General features: G+C 73.7%; 13 protein-coding genes. 9 read left to right on the top strand and 4 right to left on the bottom strand.

The genetic code is table 11. The features are described 5' to 3' along the window. The first annotated feature begins 20 nt into the window (after positions 1 to 20). A complete protein-coding gene (locus tag MTP10_RS38520; protein ID WP_310716433.1) occupies positions 21 to 1,253 on the top strand; it encodes a DUF418 domain-containing protein in 1,233 nt (410 codons plus the stop codon). Here MTP10_RS38520 and MTP10_RS38515 read toward each other — a convergent pair. From MTP10_RS38515 to MTP10_RS38505, 3 genes are all read right to left on the bottom strand, one after another. Further along, positions 1,244 to 2,560, bottom strand: coding sequence for a xylan 1,4-beta-xylosidase (locus MTP10_RS38515; RefSeq protein WP_310716431.1), 1,317 nt, complete (start codon positions 2,558 to 2,560; stop codon positions 1,244 to 1,246). The genes MTP10_RS38520 and MTP10_RS38515 overlap by 10 nt on opposite strands. A gap of 165 nt (positions 2,561 to 2,725) precedes the next feature. Then, positions 2,726 to 3,472: an SDR family oxidoreductase gene (locus MTP10_RS38510; RefSeq protein WP_310716429.1), complete on the bottom strand. Its 747-nt coding sequence runs from the start codon at positions 3,470 to 3,472 to the stop codon at positions 2,726 to 2,728. Continuing rightward, on the bottom strand, positions 3,469 to 4,497 hold the full coding sequence (locus MTP10_RS38505) for a phosphotransferase family protein (RefSeq protein ID WP_310716428.1): 1,029 nt from the start codon (positions 4,495 to 4,497) through the stop codon (positions 3,469 to 3,471). The genes MTP10_RS38510 and MTP10_RS38505 overlap by 4 nt, the downstream gene beginning before the upstream one ends. 159 nt (positions 4,498 to 4,656) lie before the next feature. Between MTP10_RS38505 and MTP10_RS38500 the strand changes: the two genes are divergently transcribed. Both MTP10_RS38500 and MTP10_RS38495 read left to right on the top strand, forming a co-directional pair. After that, positions 4,657 to 5,739, top strand: a complete 1,083-nt coding sequence (locus MTP10_RS38500) for a GNAT family N-acetyltransferase (protein WP_310716426.1) — start codon at positions 4,657 to 4,659, stop codon at positions 5,737 to 5,739. Next, positions 5,736 to 6,857 carry a DegT/DnrJ/EryC1/StrS family aminotransferase gene (locus MTP10_RS38495; RefSeq protein WP_310716424.1) on the top strand — a complete coding sequence of 374 codons (1,122 nt, stop codon included), beginning with the start codon at positions 5,736 to 5,738 and terminating at the stop codon, positions 6,855 to 6,857. Before MTP10_RS38500 ends, MTP10_RS38495 begins: the two co-directional genes overlap by 4 nt. A gap of 27 nt (positions 6,858 to 6,884) precedes the next feature. Here the strand turns inward: MTP10_RS38495 and MTP10_RS38490 are convergent, their stop codons facing one another. After that, a complete protein-coding gene (locus MTP10_RS38490) occupies positions 6,885 to 8,282 on the bottom strand; it encodes a PLP-dependent aminotransferase family protein (protein ID WP_310716423.1) in 1,398 nt (465 codons plus the stop codon). A 72-nt stretch (positions 8,283 to 8,354) separates the two neighbouring features. On the opposite strand from MTP10_RS38490, the gene MTP10_RS38485 reads away from it, so the two are divergent. The 6 genes from MTP10_RS38485 (at position 8,355) to orn (ending at position 16,886) form a co-directional block, all read left to right on the top strand. After that, complete coding sequence (locus tag MTP10_RS38485) at positions 8,355 to 8,993, top strand: pyridoxamine 5'-phosphate oxidase family protein (protein WP_310716421.1); 639 nt, start codon at positions 8,355 to 8,357, stop codon at positions 8,991 to 8,993. An 86-nt stretch (positions 8,994 to 9,079) separates the two neighbouring features. After that, positions 9,080 to 11,569 carry a protein kinase domain-containing protein gene (locus MTP10_RS38480; RefSeq protein WP_310716420.1) on the top strand — a complete coding sequence of 830 codons (2,490 nt, stop codon included), beginning with the start codon at positions 9,080 to 9,082 and terminating at the stop codon, positions 11,567 to 11,569. A gap of 223 nt (positions 11,570 to 11,792) precedes the next feature. Beyond that, positions 11,793 to 13,556, top strand: a complete 1,764-nt coding sequence (locus MTP10_RS38475) for a serine/threonine-protein kinase (protein ID WP_310716418.1) — start codon at positions 11,793 to 11,795, stop codon at positions 13,554 to 13,556. A 20-nt stretch (positions 13,557 to 13,576) separates the two neighbouring features. Beyond that, positions 13,577 to 14,956, top strand: coding sequence for a hypothetical protein (locus MTP10_RS38470; protein ID WP_310716416.1), 1,380 nt, complete (start codon positions 13,577 to 13,579; stop codon positions 14,954 to 14,956). A gap of 64 nt (positions 14,957 to 15,020) precedes the next feature. Then, positions 15,021 to 16,223 (top strand): APA family fibronectin-binding glycoprotein, encoded by a 1,203-nt coding sequence (locus MTP10_RS38465; RefSeq protein WP_310716414.1) that lies wholly within the window; start codon positions 15,021 to 15,023, stop codon positions 16,221 to 16,223. A gap of 69 nt (positions 16,224 to 16,292) precedes the next feature. After that, the gene (gene orn, locus MTP10_RS38460; protein WP_310716412.1) at positions 16,293 to 16,886 is read left to right on the top strand and encodes an oligoribonuclease; all 594 of its coding nucleotides are present in this window, start codon (positions 16,293 to 16,295) and stop codon (positions 16,884 to 16,886) included. Positions 16,887 to 16,902: the final 16 nt, after the last annotated feature.

Raw genomic sequence — 16,902 nt, 5'->3', positions numbered from 1 at the left:
ATGCGGGATGATGATCCGTGATGACGGCACAACGGGCAGACGGCACCATGCGGGACGCGCGGGCGTCACGGATCACCTCGGTCGACGCCTTGCGCGGCTTCTCGCTGCTCGGCATCCTCCTGGTCAACATCGCCTTCCTGGCCTCCGGCTACCGGATGGCCGGGATGGCGGAGCCCGCGTTCCACTCCTCGCTCGACTGGGGCGTGCGCTGGAGCGTGACACTCCTCCTGGAGAACAAGTTCTATCTGCTGTTCTCCTTCCTGTTCGGCTACAGCTTCACGCTGCAACTGGACTCGGCGGTGCGCCGGCGCATGCCGTTCACGCCGATGTTCCTGCGGCGGGTGGCGGGGCTCTTCGTGATCGGGCTCGTGCACGCCGTGCTGCTGTTCCCGGGCGACATCCTCACCACGTACGCCGGGGTGGGGCTCGCGCTGCTGCTGCTGCGCAAGCTGTCGCCGAAGAACGCGGTCATGCTGGCGGTGGTGCTGACCAGCCTGCTCGCGCTGGGCTTCGTGTTCCTGGCCGGGCTGGCGGCGCTGGGTCTCGACACGGCGGGCACGGTGTCCCACGGCGTCGCCGAGGCCATCAAGTCGGACCAGTCGTTGGCCGGCTCCGCCGCCGACATCGTCTCCGAGCACGTGCGCAAGCTGTCGCTGATCGTCGTGCTGCGGCTGCTCTTCCAGGGGCCGGCCGTGCTCGCCGCCGCGCTGATCGGCCTGGCGGTCGGCAAGCTGGGGCTGCTGCGCGACCCGTCCGCGCACACGAAGGCGCTGCGGCGGCTGCAGTGGGCCGGCTTCACGGTCGGCCTCGCCGGCGCCGCCGTCTACACGATGTCGGCCTGGAACGGCTCGGTGCACAAGTTCCTCGGCGAGGCGCTGGACCTGGTCACCGCGCCGCTGCTGGCCGCCGCCTACGCCGCCACGTTCCTGCGCGTGCTGCCGCACGTGCCGCGCCTGGCGAGCGCGCTGGCGGCGCCCGGCCGCATGGCGCTGAGCAACTACCTCGCCCAGTCGCTGATCTGCGGCCTCATCTTCACCGGGTACGGCCTGGCGCTGGTGGACCGGGTCAGCCCGCCGGTGGAGGTGCTGATCGCGCTGGTCATCTTCGCGGCGCAGGTCGTCTACAGCCGGTGGTGGCTGCGCGGGCACAGGTACGGCCCGGTGGAGTGGCTGCTGCGCTACCTGACGTACTGGAGCCGACCGGGAAGGACCACCGGGGCCGCCCCGGCCGTGCAGAGCCCCGCTCAGCCCTGACCGCGGCCGCTCCACCTGATCTCGTACGGCTTGAGCGTCACCTGCTTGCCGTCCACGGTGGCGGTGACGTCGGTGGCGGCGCTGTTGACCATGACGACCTGCTGGGCCTGCCCCAGGACCTTGACCCGCGCGTCGGACGACTGGACCTGCTCCAGCGCCACCCCGGCGGGGAACCAGCGGGCGAAGCCGCTGAGCAGCCCGGCCATGGGCATCTCCCGGCCGTCGGCGTCCCACACGCAGCCGTGGCACTCGCGGGCGCCGCTCTTCTGCTGCGGGTTCCAGTAGAGGGCCGTCGTGACGCCGCCGCGCGCGAACTCCATCATGGTGGCGGCCTGCAGGGCGGTGCGCTTGGCCTCGCTCCAGCCGGAGTTCTGCGGCTCGTTGTACCACTCGGCCCACCAGACGGGCATGTCGTTGCTCTTCTTGCGCAGCCACGAGGTGATCGCGCTGAACTTGGCCTGCGCGGCGAAGTCGTCGGGGATGTTGCCCTTCTCGTTGGTCATGGACGCGCCGTCGACGACGATGAAGTCGGCGCCCTTCTTGTGCTGGATCCAGTACTCGACCGCGTCGAGGGCGCGCTGGTCGACCGTGCCCCACGGCCCGCTCAGCTCGGAGGGGCCGGGGTTGGCGCTGGTCTCGATCGGCACGTAGGGGCCGCCCACCTGGATGTCGCCGTCGACGCGCTTGAGAGCGTCGTAGACCTTGTTGTACATCTCGGTGTAGCCCTCGGCGTCCCACCGGTTGGTCGTGGGGTCCCAGAAGCCCTTGAACTCGTTCCAGACCATGTAGTGCTTGACGGTCGGGTACTGGCGGGCGACCTTCGCGGCGAGCTTCGCGTAGTCGTCGAAGTGCTCACGCTCGGGCGCGACCGTGTGGTTCTTGCTCCAGTCGGTGCGGCCGGCCTGGCCGCCCTTCATCCAGTCGGGCGCGCAGCACAGCGTGATGACCGGCGTCCCGCGCGAGGAGGAGATGAACTTCATCCGCCGGTCGAGCTGGGCGAGGGCGTACTGGCCGGGGCTCGGCTCGGGGTTGCCGACGCCCCAGCCCATGATGTGCTGGTTCTGCAGGAGCGGGACCCGGCCCAGGATGCCCCTGGCCTGCTCGGTCACGGGGCGGGGCGCGGTGTCGGCGCTGTACTGGGTGTGGGTGACGCCCCAGCGCGGCCAGTTGTCCAGCTTCGGCGGGGGCTCCAGGCTGGGCGGGGGCTGCGACGGGCCGGCCTCGGCCACCTCGCCGCCCTTGTACCCGTCCCGCGAGCCGCGCGTCCCCGCGTACACCATGATCCCTGCGACGAGCAGGACCGCCACGATGCCCGCTCCCACGGCGAGTGGCCACGGCGACCGCCTGCGGGCATGCCGACCATCGCTGGGAATCACGGGAACCTCCACCCTCACGCGTGCACGGTGACCGGATGCCACAGCATCCGTGCCTATAACCGTATCTATGCCACTTGCAGGCTACTTGCCGTCGGCTCAGAGCGCGGGCGGCCGCTCGCCGCCCGCCGGACCAGGGACGCCCGCATAACGGTACGGCACCGGTTGCCGTCCGGGCTGCACGACGAGCAACGTGCCGGGATCGGCGTAGCAGGCGCTCTCGACCGCGGCGGCCACGTCCTCGGCGGTGAGCAGCGGGAAGCCGGCGTTCAGGAAGGTCTCCCGCTCCTCGGCCACCAGAGGGGTGTCGGTGAAGCCGGGGCACACGGCGCTGATGCGGACGCCGTCGGCGGCGAGGGGCGTCGCGAGCGCCCGGACGAGGCCGATCACGGCGTGCTTGGTCATCGTGTAGATCGGGTCGCCGTCGTAGCCGACGAGCCCCGCGAGCGAGGAGGTCACCACGACCGCGCCACCCCCCGAGCGCCTGAGCAGCGGCAGGGCGGCCACGACGCCGAAGACGACGCCGTCCACGTTGACGCCGAGCGCCGTGCGGTAGCGCGCCGCGTCGAACGCCCCGAGGTCGATCCCGGTGGCGATGCCCGCGTTGAGGTGGACGACGTCCAGCCTGCCGTACCGCTGCTCGGCGAGCGCGACGGCGTCGAGGCTCGCCTGCTCGGTGCTGACGTCGGCGGCGAGCGCGACCCCGCCGGTCTCCTTGGCGAGCCGCTCGGCGCCCTCCCCGTCGAGGTCGACGAGGACGCACCTGGCCCCGCCGGCGGACAGCCGCCGCGCGACCGCGGCTCCGATGCCGCTCGCCGCTCCGGTGATCAACGCGACAGTGCTCATGACGGCTCCAGCATGCGGTGGGCGCGGGCGATGAGGACGGGCACCGCGGAGCCGATCTCCTCGAACCCCTCCCCCACGGTCTTACCCTGGCGGAACCGGGCGTGGATACCCTCCACGATGACCGCCAGCTTGAAGTTGCCGAAGGCGACGTAGAAGCCGAGGTCCGGGATGTCCCGGCCGGACGCCTTGGCGTAGTGCGCCGCGAACTCCGCCGCGCTCAGGAAGCCGGGCGCCAGCGTCACGTCACCGGCCACCGGGATCGAGGCGCGCTCCTCGTCACCCGGGTCCTGCCAGTAGGTCAGCGTCAGCCCGAGGTCGGCCAGCGGGTCGCCGAGCGTGGACATCTCCCAGTCGACCACGGCCGTGATCTCGGGCTCGGGCGCGAGCCGGACGAGCGTGTTGTCGAGCCGGTAGTCGCCGTGGACGAGCGTGCCCGCCGACGCGGACGGCAGCCGGTCGCGCAGCCGGGTCACCAGCCGGTCGTACTCGGGCAGCTCGGCGGTCTTCGAGCGCTCCCACTGCTGGCACCAGCGGTCGAGCTGCCTGGCCAGGTAGCCGTCGGGACGGCCGAAGCCGTCGAGGCCCACCTCGCCGTAGTCGACGGCGTGGATGGCGGCCAGCACCTCGGCCAGCCGCTCCGACAGCCGCCGCGCGTGCTCCGGCTCGGGCTCGCCCAGCTCCTCCTTGGTGCGCACGGCCGCGCCCTCGACGTGCCCCATCAGGTAGAACGGCGCGCCGATGACGTCCTCGTCGGCGCAGAACGCGACCGGCTCGGGCACGGGGACGGGCGTCGGGGCGAGGGCCGAGATCACCCGCCACTCCCGCCGCATGTCGTGCGCCGTCGGCAGCACGTGGCCCAGCGGCGGGCGGCGCAGCACCACGCGCCGGTCGCGGCCCTCGACGAGGTAGGTCAGGTTGGACCTGCCCCCCGAGATCAGCGACACTGAAAGCGGCTCACCCGTGTCAGGCACGTGGTCCGCCATCCACGCGCTCAGGCGGGGCAGGTCGATTCCGGGGACCGTCATGGACACACATTAGAACGCCACTCGGTACCGAATGCCAGCTTAGAGTTGTGTAACGTTCCGGACCTGCGTCAATGACTACTGGTAGCAACGGTTAACCTGTCCCTTGCACGGTGTACCCTCCACGCTCGACAGCACACGGCATATCGCCAGTAGGAGCCCATGCGCGTCTCACTTGCCCACCCCCGTGACCTGGGCGCACCGGAGCTGAGCCGGTGGCGAGCGCTCCAGGAGGCGCACGCGGGGTTCGACAACCCCTTCCTGTCGCCGGAGTTCACGATCGCCGTCGGCGAGTCGCGCGACGTGGTGCGCGTCGCGGTCATCTACGACGGCGCCGACATCGTGGGGTTCTTCCCGTTCGAGCGACATCCGCTCGGCATCGGCAAACCGGTCGCCGCGGGGCTGACCGACGCGCAGGGCCTGGTGCACGCCAAGGACGTCGAGATCGACCCGCACCGGCTGCTCCGGCTGTGCGGGCTCTCCGTCTACGAGTTCGACCACCTGGTCGCGGACCAGCCCATGCTGGCCGCCCGGCACGAGAGCCACCCGTCGCCCATCATCGACCTGCGCGACGGCCATGAGAAGTACATCGCGTTCCTGCGGGAGCACTCCGGCAAGACGTACAAGTCCACCCTCGCCAAGGAGCGCAAGCTCGAACGCGAGGCCGGAGAGGTCCGCCACGACTACGCGATCACCGACGTCGAGCCGCTGCACACCCTGATCGGCTGGAAGGCCGAGCAGTACCGCCGCACCGGCCGCACCGACCGGTTCGCGCACCGGTGGATCGTCGAGCTGGTCGAGCGGCTGCACGCCACCCGCACCGACCAGTTCGCGGGGGTGCTCGACATGGTCTACGCCGGCGGCGTGCCGATCGCCGGGCACTTCGGCCTGCGCACCCGCACGACGCTCGTCGGCTGGTTCCCCGCCTACGACACCGCCTACGCCAAGTACTCCCCCGGCCTCATCCACCACCTGGCCATGGCCGAGCAGGCGGCGGCGTCCGGCGTCGAGGTCATCGACATGGGGCGCGGCCAGAAGGAGTACAAGGACAAGCTGAAGAACGGCGAGTTCCGGGTCGCCGAGGGCCGCGTCGCCACGATCGGGCCCGCGGCCGGCGTCCACTGGCTGATGCGCGTGCCCGCGCGCAAGACCCGCGCCACGGTCCTCGCCAACCCCGTCCTGCACCGCACGGCCGACCGGGTCCTCAAGACCTTCGGCCGGCTGCGCACGGCCATCCAGCCGTGAGGCTGCTCGCGGAGCGGACCGGACGCCACTGCCTCCTGCTTCCCTCCAACCGCCTCGGCCTCTACCTCGCGCTGCGCCACTGGTGCGTGCCCGGCCAGCGGCTGCTCATGTCGCCGGTCTCCGCCGACGAGATCCTGTTCCTGGTGATCGCCGCCGGCCTGCGGCCGGTCATGGCGCCGCTGTCGCCGCGCGACGGCAACATCGACACCGGCCGCGTCGACCTGTCCACCGTCGACGCGGTCCTCACCACCAACATGTACGGCCTGCCGGACCGGGTCGGCGCCTTCGCCGGGAAGATCCTCATCGAGGACCTCGCCCACGCGCTGGAGACGTCCGTCGACGGGCGCCCGCTCGGCACCTTCGGCCAGGCCGGCGTCTACAGCCTGTCCAAGCACTGCGGCGCCGGGTCCGGCGGCGTGCTGGTCGTGGCGGGCGAGGACGACTTACGCGCCCTCGAACAGGCCCGCGACCTCGTCCTGGAGCCGGGCTCCTGGCGGGCGGAGCTGCTCGCCGTGACCACCTCCGCGGCCCGGCGCGCCGCCCTCCGCCTCGACCTCGTCCGCCCGGCCCTCCGGCTCGCCCGCCTGCTGGGACTGCAGGAGGAGCGCCTCGGCTACCGCATCGAGCTGCGCGGCGACGAGCTGGCCCGCACCATGAAGCACGTGCCCGAGCTGGCGCCGTTCGACCCGTGGGTGCGTGCCGACCTGCACGACTACCGGGTGCGCAAGGGACGGATCGCCCGGCGCTACCAGGAGGCCCGCCTGGCCGGGGTGGCCGCCGAGCGGGAGCGGCGGATCTCCGGGGTGCGGATGCTGGCCGAGCTGCCCACGGTCGCCGAGGGCGTGCGCGACCACCTCGACCAGCCGCTGTTCCGGGTGCCGCTGCTGGTGCGCGACCGCGACGCGGCCATCGCCGCGCTCGAACGGCACGGGGTGGCGGTGGGCTACCTGTACGACCCGCCCTACGACGACTACGCGCCCGGCTTCACCGAGCCGTCGCCGTACCCCGAGGTGGCCCGCTGGTGGGCCCGGCACGTGCTGCCGGTGGACCCGGTCCACGCGACCCGGGCGCTGCCGGTCGTGCGCCACCTCGCCCCGGCCCCGCCGCCGCCCGTCTGACCCTGACCCCGCCTGTCCGGCCCCCGATCAGCTCGTACGGATGAGCTCGGCCAGGACGTGGCAGGCGCGGCGCACGTCCGGCAGGGAAGCCGAGCCGTACCCGATCACCAGCCCGAGCGGCGCGCCCGGCGTGTGCCAGTGCCGTTCGGGCACGTCCAGCAGGACACCCCGCTCGGCGGCGCGCTCCACCACGCGCCCGATGGCGTCGTGGGGCAGCTCGGCCAGCACGTGCAGCCCCGCCGTGTCCCCGCGCAGCCGGCAGACCGGGCCCAGGATCTCGACCACGGCGGCGCGGCGGCGGGCGTACTCCAGGCGCATGCGGCGCAGGTGGCGGTCGAGGTCGCCGCGTTCGAGCAGGGTGGCGACGGCCTGCTGCACCGGGCCGCTGGTGCGGTCGGCCACCGCCAGGCGGAGAGCGGCGATCCGGTCCACCAGCTCCGGCGGGCCCACCAGCCAGCCCACGCCGACGTCCGGCGCCAGCGTCTTCGACAGCGTGCCGAGCAGCACCACGCGCGACGGGTCCAGTCCGTACAGGGCGGGCAGGGGGCCCACGTCGTAGCGGAACTCGGCGTCGTAGTCGTCCTCCACGATCATCGCGCCGCTGCGCCGCGCCCAGGCCAGCAGCCGCTCGCGGCGCGGGATCGGCAGCCGGCCGCCCAGGGGGTACTGGTGGGCGGGCGTGGTGTACAGGAGGCGGAGGTCGCCGGGCAGGCCGTCCACGACCACGCCGTCCTCGTCCACCGGGCAGGGCACGACCTCGGCGCCCCGCGCGGCGAACACGGTGCGCGCCACGTGGTAGCCGGGGTCCTCCACGCCCGCGCGGGTACCGGCGCCGAGCAGGGCGAGCGCGCACAGGTCGAGGCCGTTGCCGGTGCCGCGGGTGACGAGGATGTTCTCCGGCCCGACGGCCACGGCCCTGGCCCGTCTCAGGTGCCCAGCCAGCAGCTCGCGCAGGCGCGGCAGGCCGTACGGGTCGGGCGAGTCGCCGGGCGGAAGGTCGGCGGCCCTGCGCCAGGCGCGCTTCCAGGCGGCGTCGTCGTAGTCGCGTACCCACGGCCTGCCGGGCCTCAGGTCGATCCCCTCGGACGTACGGGGACTCGCCGCGGGGACGGGCGTACGGGCGGGGGCCGGAGCCGAGGGCGGGAGGCCGGTCCGGTCGGCGGCCTCCTCCAGGGCGGCCACGAAGGTGCCGGACCCGTGCCTGCCCTCCAGCCAGCCCTCCGCGTACAGCTGCTGGTACGCCTCCGTGACGACCGTGCGGCTCACCGCGAGCTGCGCGGCCAGCCCGCGCGAGGACGGCAGCCGCTCCCCGGCCGCGAGCGTGCCCGCCAGCATGGCCCGGCGCAGCCACCCGGCGAGCTGCGACGAGAGCGGCACGGGCGAGTGCCGCTCCAGAGAGACGGGCAGGTCGAGCAGGCTGCGCACGGAAGTGGTCTCCAGGAAGGCGGGAATAGTGGCCCTACAGGATAGGTCCACTCGCGGGTTAGCGTCGTGCCCATGCTCTCCACCACGCCCCGCACCACGCTCGGCCGCTCGAAGGAGCGCGGCAGCGCCGACCGGAACGACCTGTACGAGGTGCTGGACGCCGGCCTCATCTGTCACCTCGGCGTCGTGGCCGACGGTCACCCGATGGTGGTGCCGACCGGCTACGGGCGCGACGGCGACACCCTCTACCTGCACGGCTCCACCGGCGCCCGCTCCCTGCGCGCCGCCGAGGGGGCCGAGGTGTGCGTCACGGTGACCCATCTGGACGGGATCGTGCTGGCCCGGTCGGTGTTCCACCACTCCGTCAACTACCGCTCGGCCGTCATCTACGGCACCGCCCGCCTGGTCACGGACGACGACGAGCGGCTCACCGGGCTGCGCGTGCTGACCGAGCGGCTCGCCCCCGGCCAGTGGGACTACGCCCGCCGCCCGAACCGCAAGGAGCTGGCCGCGACGGCCGTGCTCGCGCTGCCGCTGGACGAGGCGTCGGTCAAGATCCGGCGCGGCGGCCCGGTCGACGAGGACGAGGACCATGGCCTGCCGGTCTGGGCCGGCGTGCTGCCCCTGGTCACGTCGTGGGGCGCGCCCGTGCCGGACCCGCTGCTCCGAGAAGGTATGGATGTGCCTGTTCACATCGGCGGCCGTCGGTAGTTCCATGAATCCAGAGCCACCTGGCAAACCAGTTCGCTAGATCACGCGTCTCATCAGGTGGGCCGGCTCCTGATGGGAGAGGCAAAATGGAGTGGAGCGCTCCCGGTTATACGGAAGTCAAGCAGCTCGGGTCGGGCGGCAGCGGCAGAGTCGTGCTGGCCGTGCACGACGAGACGGGCGTCAGGGTCGCCGTCAAGTACCTCTCCGAGGAGTTACGGCGCGACCCCGAGGCGCTCGCCCGCTTCCAGTCGGAGGCGCGCCTGCTGGTCACGCTGCGCGACCCGCACATCGCCACGATGTGGGAGTACGTCCAGGACCATGACGGCGCCGCCATCGTGATGGAGCTGGTCAACGGCGTGTCGCTGCGGGCGCTGCTGCGCGAGAACGGCACGACGGGGCCGGAGGCGGCGCTGACCGTGCTGAAGGGGTCGCTGCTCGGCCTCGCGCGGGCGCACCGGCTGCGCCTGGTCCACAAGGACTACAAGCCGGAGAACGTCATCGTCCGCGACGACGGGGTGAGCAAGCTCGTCGACTTCGGCATCGCCGTGCGGGAGGGCGCGACCGCGCGTCCCGAGGGGACGCCCCCGTACATGGCTCCGGAGCTGTGGGCCGGCGCCCCCGCCTCGCCCGCGACCGACGTGTACGCGGCGACGGCCGTCTTCTTCGAGTGCCTGACCGGTCACCGGCCCTACCGCTCGACCGAGCCGAGCGTGCTCGGCTACCAGCACGTGTACGCCCCGATCCCCGTCCAGGACGCGCCCGAGCCGGTGCGCGAGCTGCTCATGCGCGGCCTGGCCAAGGACCCGGCCGACCGGCCGCGCGGCGCCGAGGCGTTCGTGGCGGAGCTGGAGGAGACGGCGCGGGCCGCGTACGGCGACGACTGGGAGGAGCGGGGCAGGCGGCGGCTGGCCGGGCTCGTCGCGCTGCTCGCCCTGCTGCTGCCCGTGCCCGAGACCCCGCCCGCGCAGGCGAGCACGTCGCTGGCCCGGACGGTCTTCCGCGGCGGGCACGAGCTGGGGCGCACGGTGGCGCGGGCCGCCCGGCACAACGCGGTCCGGCTGGCCATGGGCGCCGGCCTGGCCGTCGTGGTGGCCGTCGCCGCCGTGTTCGTGCTGGCGAGCCGGGACCGGCTGCTGCCCAGGCCCATCGACGTGGCGGCCGCCGCGCCGAGCGACTCCGCCGGGCCCGCCGAGCTGGTGTCGCCGCCCGCCACACCGGTGGGCGCCACGGAGAGCGCGACCCCGGAGCCGGCCGTGTTCCCGCCGGAGAGCACCGGGCCGGCCGTGATCGTCCCGCCGACCAGCGACGGTCCCACACCCACGGCCACACGCGGCCGGGCGCCCACACCCACGGCCACGCGCGGCCGGACGCCCACGCCTCTGCCCGCGCGTACCACGCGGCGGCCCACGCCGCGGGTGACGGTCACGCCGCCGACCACCCAGCCGCCCACCACCCGGCGACTCACGACATCCCCGCCGACCACGCTTCCCCCCAGCACGCTTCCCCCGACGACGCTTCCTCCGAGCACGCCGGCCCCCACGCCGGTGCCTGCGACCTCGGTGGCGGCGCTCGCCCTCGGCGGCCTCACGGTGAACGAGGACGCCGTCGCCGCGGCCACGGTCACGATCCGCGCCACCGGCCTCGCGCCCATCGGCGCGAGCGCCACCTGGGCCGTGGCGGGCGAAACCGTCCACACCGAGCGGCTGCGGCTCAGCGGCCGCACCACCTACACCCGCGCGCTCAGCCACACGCTGGCCGAGCGTCCCTGCGGCAGGACCGTCACGCTGACCGTCGCCACCACGCCCGCCGCTCCCGGAGGGGCCAGGACCACCACGCTGAGCGTCCCGCCGTGCCCCACGACCGTGACGGGTCTGAGGGTGTCGCTGGACATGTCGCCCTCACCGGGCACCGGCGCCGCGACGCGCGTCCGGGTGACGACGAGCGGCACCGGGGAGGTGCCGGTGCAGGCGAGGTTCGCGGTCAACGGGGACACCGTCGGCACCGCGACCGCCACGCTGGGCGGCCGCATCTCCTACAGCCGCACGTTCGGCCAGGGCTTCAGGACCAGGCCGTGCGGGGCGACGTTGTCCGTGACGGTCACGGCCGGCAGTGAGCAGGCGAGCGCTCGCACCCGGGTGACGTGCCCGCCAGGGGTCCGGCGGGTGTCCATCGCCCGGGCCACGGTCAACGGCCGGGGCGCGGCCGTCGCGGTGGTCACGGTCTCGACGGTGAACGACCGCCCGGTGCGGCTGGCCGTCACGTTCTCGGCCGCGGGCAGGCAGCACACCGAGCAGCTCACGCTGTCGGGTGACACGTCGTACACCCGTACGCTGAGCCACGCGTTCGGCGAGCTGCCGTGCGGGGCGCGCTGGGCCGTACGGGCGGCGACGCGGCCGGGCGCGGCCGGGGGCGGCGACGAGGCGAGCGGCTCCACGCCGGAGTGCCCGCCCGAGGAGGAACCGTCCCATGACCCCGACCCGTCCACCGACCCGCCCGGCTCCGGCCCGCCCGTGACCCCATCACCCCGCCCGGACGAGCCCACGACCGACCAGCCGGCACCCGGCGAGCCCGGCTGACCGGGGAACGGCCTCCCCGAGCCCCCCCGCCATCCGTGCCGGCACCCCGGTCCCAGCCACGCGAGACACCCGGGACCGGGCCGGAAATGGGCGCGTGGCGGGGGTGGCGAGGTTGCAATTTCCGGCTTATCGGGATAACCGGGCCCAGAAAACGCTTGCCGCTGGTTAAGCTACGGTGCGTTTGTTCAGGGTGGGGGCCCATAAATGTGCAGAGGAGACAGTTATGCACGGTGGTGGGCTATGGGAGGTCCCCGGTTACCGCGCCGTCCGGGAGCTGGGCAGCGGGTCCGCCGGCCGGGTGGTGCTGGCGCGGCGTGACCACGACGGCGCCGAGGTCGCCATCAAGTACCTTTCCGACGAGCTCCGGGCCGACGTGGGCTTCGTCGCCCGCTTCCGGCACGAGGCGCGCCTCCTCGGCACACTGCGCGGCCCGTACAACGCCCGCCTGATCGACTACGTCGAGGCCGGCGCCGGCGCGGCCATCGTGATGGAGCTGGTGAACGGCGTCTCGCTGCGCCAGCTGCTCCGCTCCGAGGGCCCGACCGGGGCCGAGGCCGCGCTGGCCGTGCTGAAGGGCTCGCTCAAGGGCCTGGCCGCCGCGCACGCCATCGGCGTGGTCCACCGCGACTTCAAGCCCGAGAACGTCATGGTCCAGGCCGACGGCGCGAGCAAGCTCGTCGACTTCGGCATCGCGGCGCGGGCCGGCGAGCAGGCGAGCGCCGCCGGCACCCCGCCCTACATGGCGCCCGAGCAGTGGTCGGGCGCGCCGGCCGCGCCCTCCACCGACGTGTACGCCGCCACGGTCGTGTTCTTCGAGTGCCTGACCGGCACCCGCCCGTTCCGCGGGTCCACCATGGCGGCGCTCGCCCGGCAGCACCAGAGCGCGCAGCCGCCGGTCGACGAGGTTCCCGCCCCGCTGCAGGGGCTGGTCCGGCGGGGCCTGGCCAAGGACGCCTCCGAGCGGCCGCCGTCCGCCGAGGCGTTCCTGACCGAGCTGGAGGCCGTCGCCGCCGAGGCGTACGGAGCCGGCTGGGAGGAGCGCGGACGCCGGCGCCTGTCGAGCCTGGCCGCGCTGCTGCTCGCGCTGTTCCCGACGCCCCCCGAGGTGCCGGCGGAGGCGCAGACCTCGCTCGCCGAGACGCGCTTCCCCGAGCCGTCGAAGCTGCTGGCCAGGCTGTCGTCGAAGATCCTCATCGGTACGGCCTGCGTCGCCGTGGTGGTCGGCGTGGCGCTGGTTGCCGTCAACGTGTTCGACGGGAACACGACCCTGCGGGCGCAGATCACCCCGGTGACGCCCACCGCGGACTCCCCCGCGGCGGGCGAGCCCGGCATCGGCGACCCGTCGGACGACCCCTCGGAGGAGCCGACGGAGGAGCCCACCGGGGAGCCGTCGGACGCCCCGGCGCCCTCCGCCGAGCAGACGCCGACGACCGGGCCGACCGCGACCGCCGCGCCCGTGGCGACGAGGACCGCGACGCCCACGCCCCGCGCCCGCCGCACGCCCCGGACGACGCCCACCCCGACGAGGACACGGGCGACGCGGGCGACCAGGACGCCGACGCCCACCGCGTCGGACGAGCCGCGGGTCCTCGGCACGCTCGACGACCAGGACGGCGCCACGACCGCGCCGCGGCCTTCGTCGCCCCCGGCCACGAGCCCGCAGCCGACGTTCACCACGCCGACCCGTACCCCGCCCACCCAGACGAGCGAGCCCACCCAGACGACCCAGCCTTCGCAGACGACCCAGCCGTCCTCGACCCGAGGCGGCGACGGAGGCGGCGAGGGCGACCCCACCCTCGGCGGGCCCACCAGGAGCGACGGGGAGCCGACCGGGGGCGGCGGCGATGTCCCGCGCGTGGCTCCGGCCGACGAGGAGGGCAGCGCGGCGGGCGTGCTGCTCGCGACCGGGCTGGTGACGTCGGGGGCGGTTCCGTTCACACTTGCGGTCAGACGCCGCGTGGCGGGGCGGCACCGGAGCAGGCGCTGACAGCGCCGGGGGGCGGCGCGATGGAGAACGCCAGGGACGGCTTCGCCGGATTCCGGCTGACCGAGCACACCTGGATCACCGAGGTGGGCAACTGGATCGACGCGATCTCGCCGGACGGCCGACGGGCCGGGGCGCTGCTGTTCGACCCGAGGGTGGTCGGGCTGCCCGGCGTGCGCGACCGGGTCGTGGCGGCCGTCCTGACCGACCAGCGGCTGGTGCTGGGCGGGCTCGGCGGCCTGATCCCGGTGGCGGACGTGGTGGCCGCCGGGGAGCAGGTGTGGCTGCTCACCGCGCAGGCGGTCAGCCCCACGCTGTCCGACCTGCTGAACGCCGATGCCGTGGACGCGGGCGGCGTCGCGTCGGTGCTCGCGGAGACGGCCCAGACGCTGCTCGCGCTGCACGCCGCGGGGGTGGCGCACGGCTCGCTGCACCCGGGGACCGTGGTCATCGCGGCCGACGGCGGGGCCCTGCTGTCGGAGCGTGGGCTGAGCGACGCCATCCGGGGCCAGGCGTCGCCGCCGGCGCGCGACGCCGAGTCGTGGGCGGCGCTGGCCCGTGGGCTGGCCGCCTCGGTGCGGGAGGCGCCCGGAGCCGTCGAGCTGTTCGAGCGGGCGGCCGCCACGGCCACCACCCACGGCCTGGCCGCCGCGCGCGACACGGTGCTGTCCGGGCGGGGCGCGCTGCCGGGCGGCACGGTCAGCCGTGACGGGCTGGCCCAGGCGGCCCGCGGACGCTCGGCGTTCGCCCAGCCGCCCGTGCGGGCGCTGCCGTACCCGCCGGAGCCGGTGGACGAGGGCGACATCGTCACGCTCCTGCGTGTGCCCGGCCGCTCCCCGGCCCCCTACGGCGGGCCCGCCGAGAGCTCGGCGGCGATGCGGTTCGGTCCCGGCGTGGAGACGCGGCAGGACAGGGCGGAGACCACCGCGGAGCGGATGTGGCGCGAGGGCAAGGAGGAGCAGACCGTCCGGGGCGGCCGCGCCGTCCGGGCCTCACGGGCGCGGCGCCGCCGCACGGTCCTCGCCGCGGCGCTGTTCGCGGTCGTCATGGCGGGCGCGATCCTGGCCTGGCTCAAGCTGGGCGGCGGCGGACCCGAGCTGGCGGTCGCGTCGGTGGACGTCGCCGGCCCCAGGAAGCCGCAGGGCTGCGACAGCGCCGCGGTGATCACCGGCACCATCGTGACCAACGGCGGCACGGGCGAGATCCAGTACGAGTGGCGCAAGAATCTCGACAAGGAGGTGGTCAGGCGGACCCTGCGCACCACCGCCGACCAGACCTCCTACCAGGTGCCGCTGAGGTGGGCGCTCAAGGGCAGGAGCACGGTCAAGGCGACGGCCACGCTGCGCGTCCTGTCGCCGGGCCCCGTGCGCACCGACAAGGCGAGCTTCACGTACAAGTGCTGAGGTGCGGTCGGCGACACCGCCGCCGACAATGCATATCAATGCGGTTCTTACTAATCTGGCCAGCATGACCACGCAGACCCCCGCGGGCTGGTACCCGGACCCCTACGGATCGCCCCAACTCCGTTGGTGGGACGGCGCCCAGTGGACCGACGCGACGCATCCTCAGGAGCCCGGGGCGGCGCCACAGCAGCAGCCGCCCTCGGGGTCGCAGCCCGGCCACGACTGGTCGGCCACCCCGGCGAACCCGACGCTCCAGTACGGCCAGCCGGCCTTCGCCCCGCAACCGTACGCGCAGGGCGACCAGCCCGGTCCCGGACAGCCGGGCGGCCCCGGACACCCGGGCGGCCCCGGACAGCCCGGCGGCCCCGCGCAGCCTCCCTACGGCTCGCCCCAGCCCACCCGGGTGCTGCCCACGTACGGGCACGAGGGCGGCCCCTACGGGCAGCAGCCGGGCGGTCAGGCGCAGTGGGGCGGCGCGCCGCTCCCCGGCCCGGGCTTCGGCCCGCCGCCGAAGCAGCGCAACCCCATGCCGTGGGTGTTCGGCGGCCTGGCGGCGCTGGTCGTGGTGGCGCTCATCGTGGTCGCGGGCATCTTCCTGGTGAACCGGGAGGGCTCGTCGGCCGCCTCGTCCCCGACCTCCGGGCCGACCGAGACCGAGGCGCCGTCCGATCCGCCGTCGGAGTCGCCGACCGGGCCGCCGCCCAGCTCGCAGCCCGCCGAGCTGCCGCAGCCGCAGGACGGCCGCGTCACCGACCCGCTGGCCGGCCTCTCGTACTCCGTGCCCGAGGGCTGGACGGTGCCGGACGTCTCCGAGGTCACCAGCACCGATCCCACGCAGCAGAGCTGGTCGAGCGGCGTGCAGAAGGTCGCCCAGGAGAAGTACCAGGACGAGAGCGACTGGATCGGCAACATCTACACGGGCCGCCTGAACGACCTCTTCCCCTACGAGGGCAAGCAGAGCCTCGGCCTGACGGCCAAGGCGGTGTACGTCGACTTCGGCAAGTACTACCAGCTCCAGCACACGACCAAGATCCTTCAGGACAAGGCGATCAAGGTCGGGGGCAAGGACGCCTGGCTGCTGCAGTTCCAGCTCGACTTCAGCAAGATCTCGAAGCAGAAGGGCTACAAGTGGAACAAGGAGAACGGCGCCATCGTGCTGATGGACCGCGGTGAGGGGGAGCGCCCGGCCCTCTTCTACCTGTCCGTCCCCGACAATCTCGGGACCAATGTGGCCGCCCAGGTTCTCAGCTCACTCAAGCCTGCCTGACGCTTGGCACTAGTCTGGTCCTGAGAGCAAGCGGCGGGTGTCTCCGAGCCGCTTGGGCGAGGAGAACGAATGAGTGACGTGCTGGTCTGGATCGACTGCGAGATGACCGGGCTGGACCTTGGCCGTGACGCGCTCGTCGAGGTGGCGTGTGTCATCACCGACAGCGAGCTCAACCAGCTCGACGAGGGCGTCGACGTGGTCATCAAGCCGCCGCCCGAGTCGCTGGAGCAGATGTCGCAGGTGGTCCGCGAGATGCACACCGCCTCGGGGCTGCTGCCGGAGCTCGCGGGCGGGGTGACGCTGGCGGAGGCCGAGTCGCTCGTGCTCGACTACATCCGCCGCCATGTCCCCGAGCCGAAGAGGGCGCCGCTGTGCGGCAACTCCATCGGCACCGACCGCACGTTCATCTCGCGTGACATGCCGGCGGTCGACGCGCACCTGCACTACCGGATGATCGACGTGTCCTCCATCAAGGAGCTGGTGCGCCGCTGGTACCCCCGCGTCTACTTCGCGGCGCCGGAGAAGCAGGGCGGGCACCGGGCGCTGGCCGACATCACGGAGAGCATCAGGGAGCTGCGTTACTACCGCGCGGCGGTGTTCGTCGCCCAGCCCGGCCCCGACTCGGCGACGGCGCGCACACTGGCCGAGCGCGTCAGCGGCTGACCCGGGACGACCGGGC

Origin of the sequence: Nonomuraea sp. 3-1Str (assembly GCF_031570565.1) — a bacterium.
GTDB lineage: Bacteria > Actinomycetota > Actinomycetes > Streptosporangiales > Streptosporangiaceae > Nonomuraea.
Note: the sequence above shows the minus strand (reverse complement) of the source record. Positions and strands in the feature narration are given on the sequence as shown.

Excerpts from the sequence above, each read along its gene's own strand:
- MTP10_RS38520 (WP_310716433.1), top strand. The coding sequence starts at position 21 with ATGACGGCACAACGGGCAGACGGCACCATGCGGGACGCGCGGGCGTCA.
- MTP10_RS38510 (WP_310716429.1), bottom strand. The coding sequence starts at position 3,472 with ATGAGCACTGTCGCGTTGATCACCGGAGCGGCGAGCGGCATCGGAGCC.
- MTP10_RS38505 (WP_310716428.1), bottom strand. The coding sequence starts at position 4,497 with ATGACGGTCCCCGGAATCGACCTGCCCCGCCTGAGCGCGTGGATGGCG.
- MTP10_RS38500 (WP_310716426.1), top strand. The coding sequence starts at position 4,657 with ATGCGCGTCTCACTTGCCCACCCCCGTGACCTGGGCGCACCGGAGCTG.
- MTP10_RS38485 (WP_310716421.1), top strand. The coding sequence starts at position 8,355 with ATGCTCTCCACCACGCCCCGCACCACGCTCGGCCGCTCGAAGGAGCGC.
- MTP10_RS38480 (WP_310716420.1), top strand. The coding sequence starts at position 9,080 with ATGGAGTGGAGCGCTCCCGGTTATACGGAAGTCAAGCAGCTCGGGTCG.
- MTP10_RS38475 (WP_310716418.1), top strand. The coding sequence starts at position 11,793 with ATGCACGGTGGTGGGCTATGGGAGGTCCCCGGTTACCGCGCCGTCCGG.
- MTP10_RS38470 (WP_310716416.1), top strand. The coding sequence starts at position 13,577 with ATGGAGAACGCCAGGGACGGCTTCGCCGGATTCCGGCTGACCGAGCAC.
- MTP10_RS38465 (WP_310716414.1), top strand. The coding sequence starts at position 15,021 with ATGACCACGCAGACCCCCGCGGGCTGGTACCCGGACCCCTACGGATCG.
- orn (WP_310716412.1), top strand. The coding sequence starts at position 16,293 with ATGAGTGACGTGCTGGTCTGGATCGACTGCGAGATGACCGGGCTGGAC.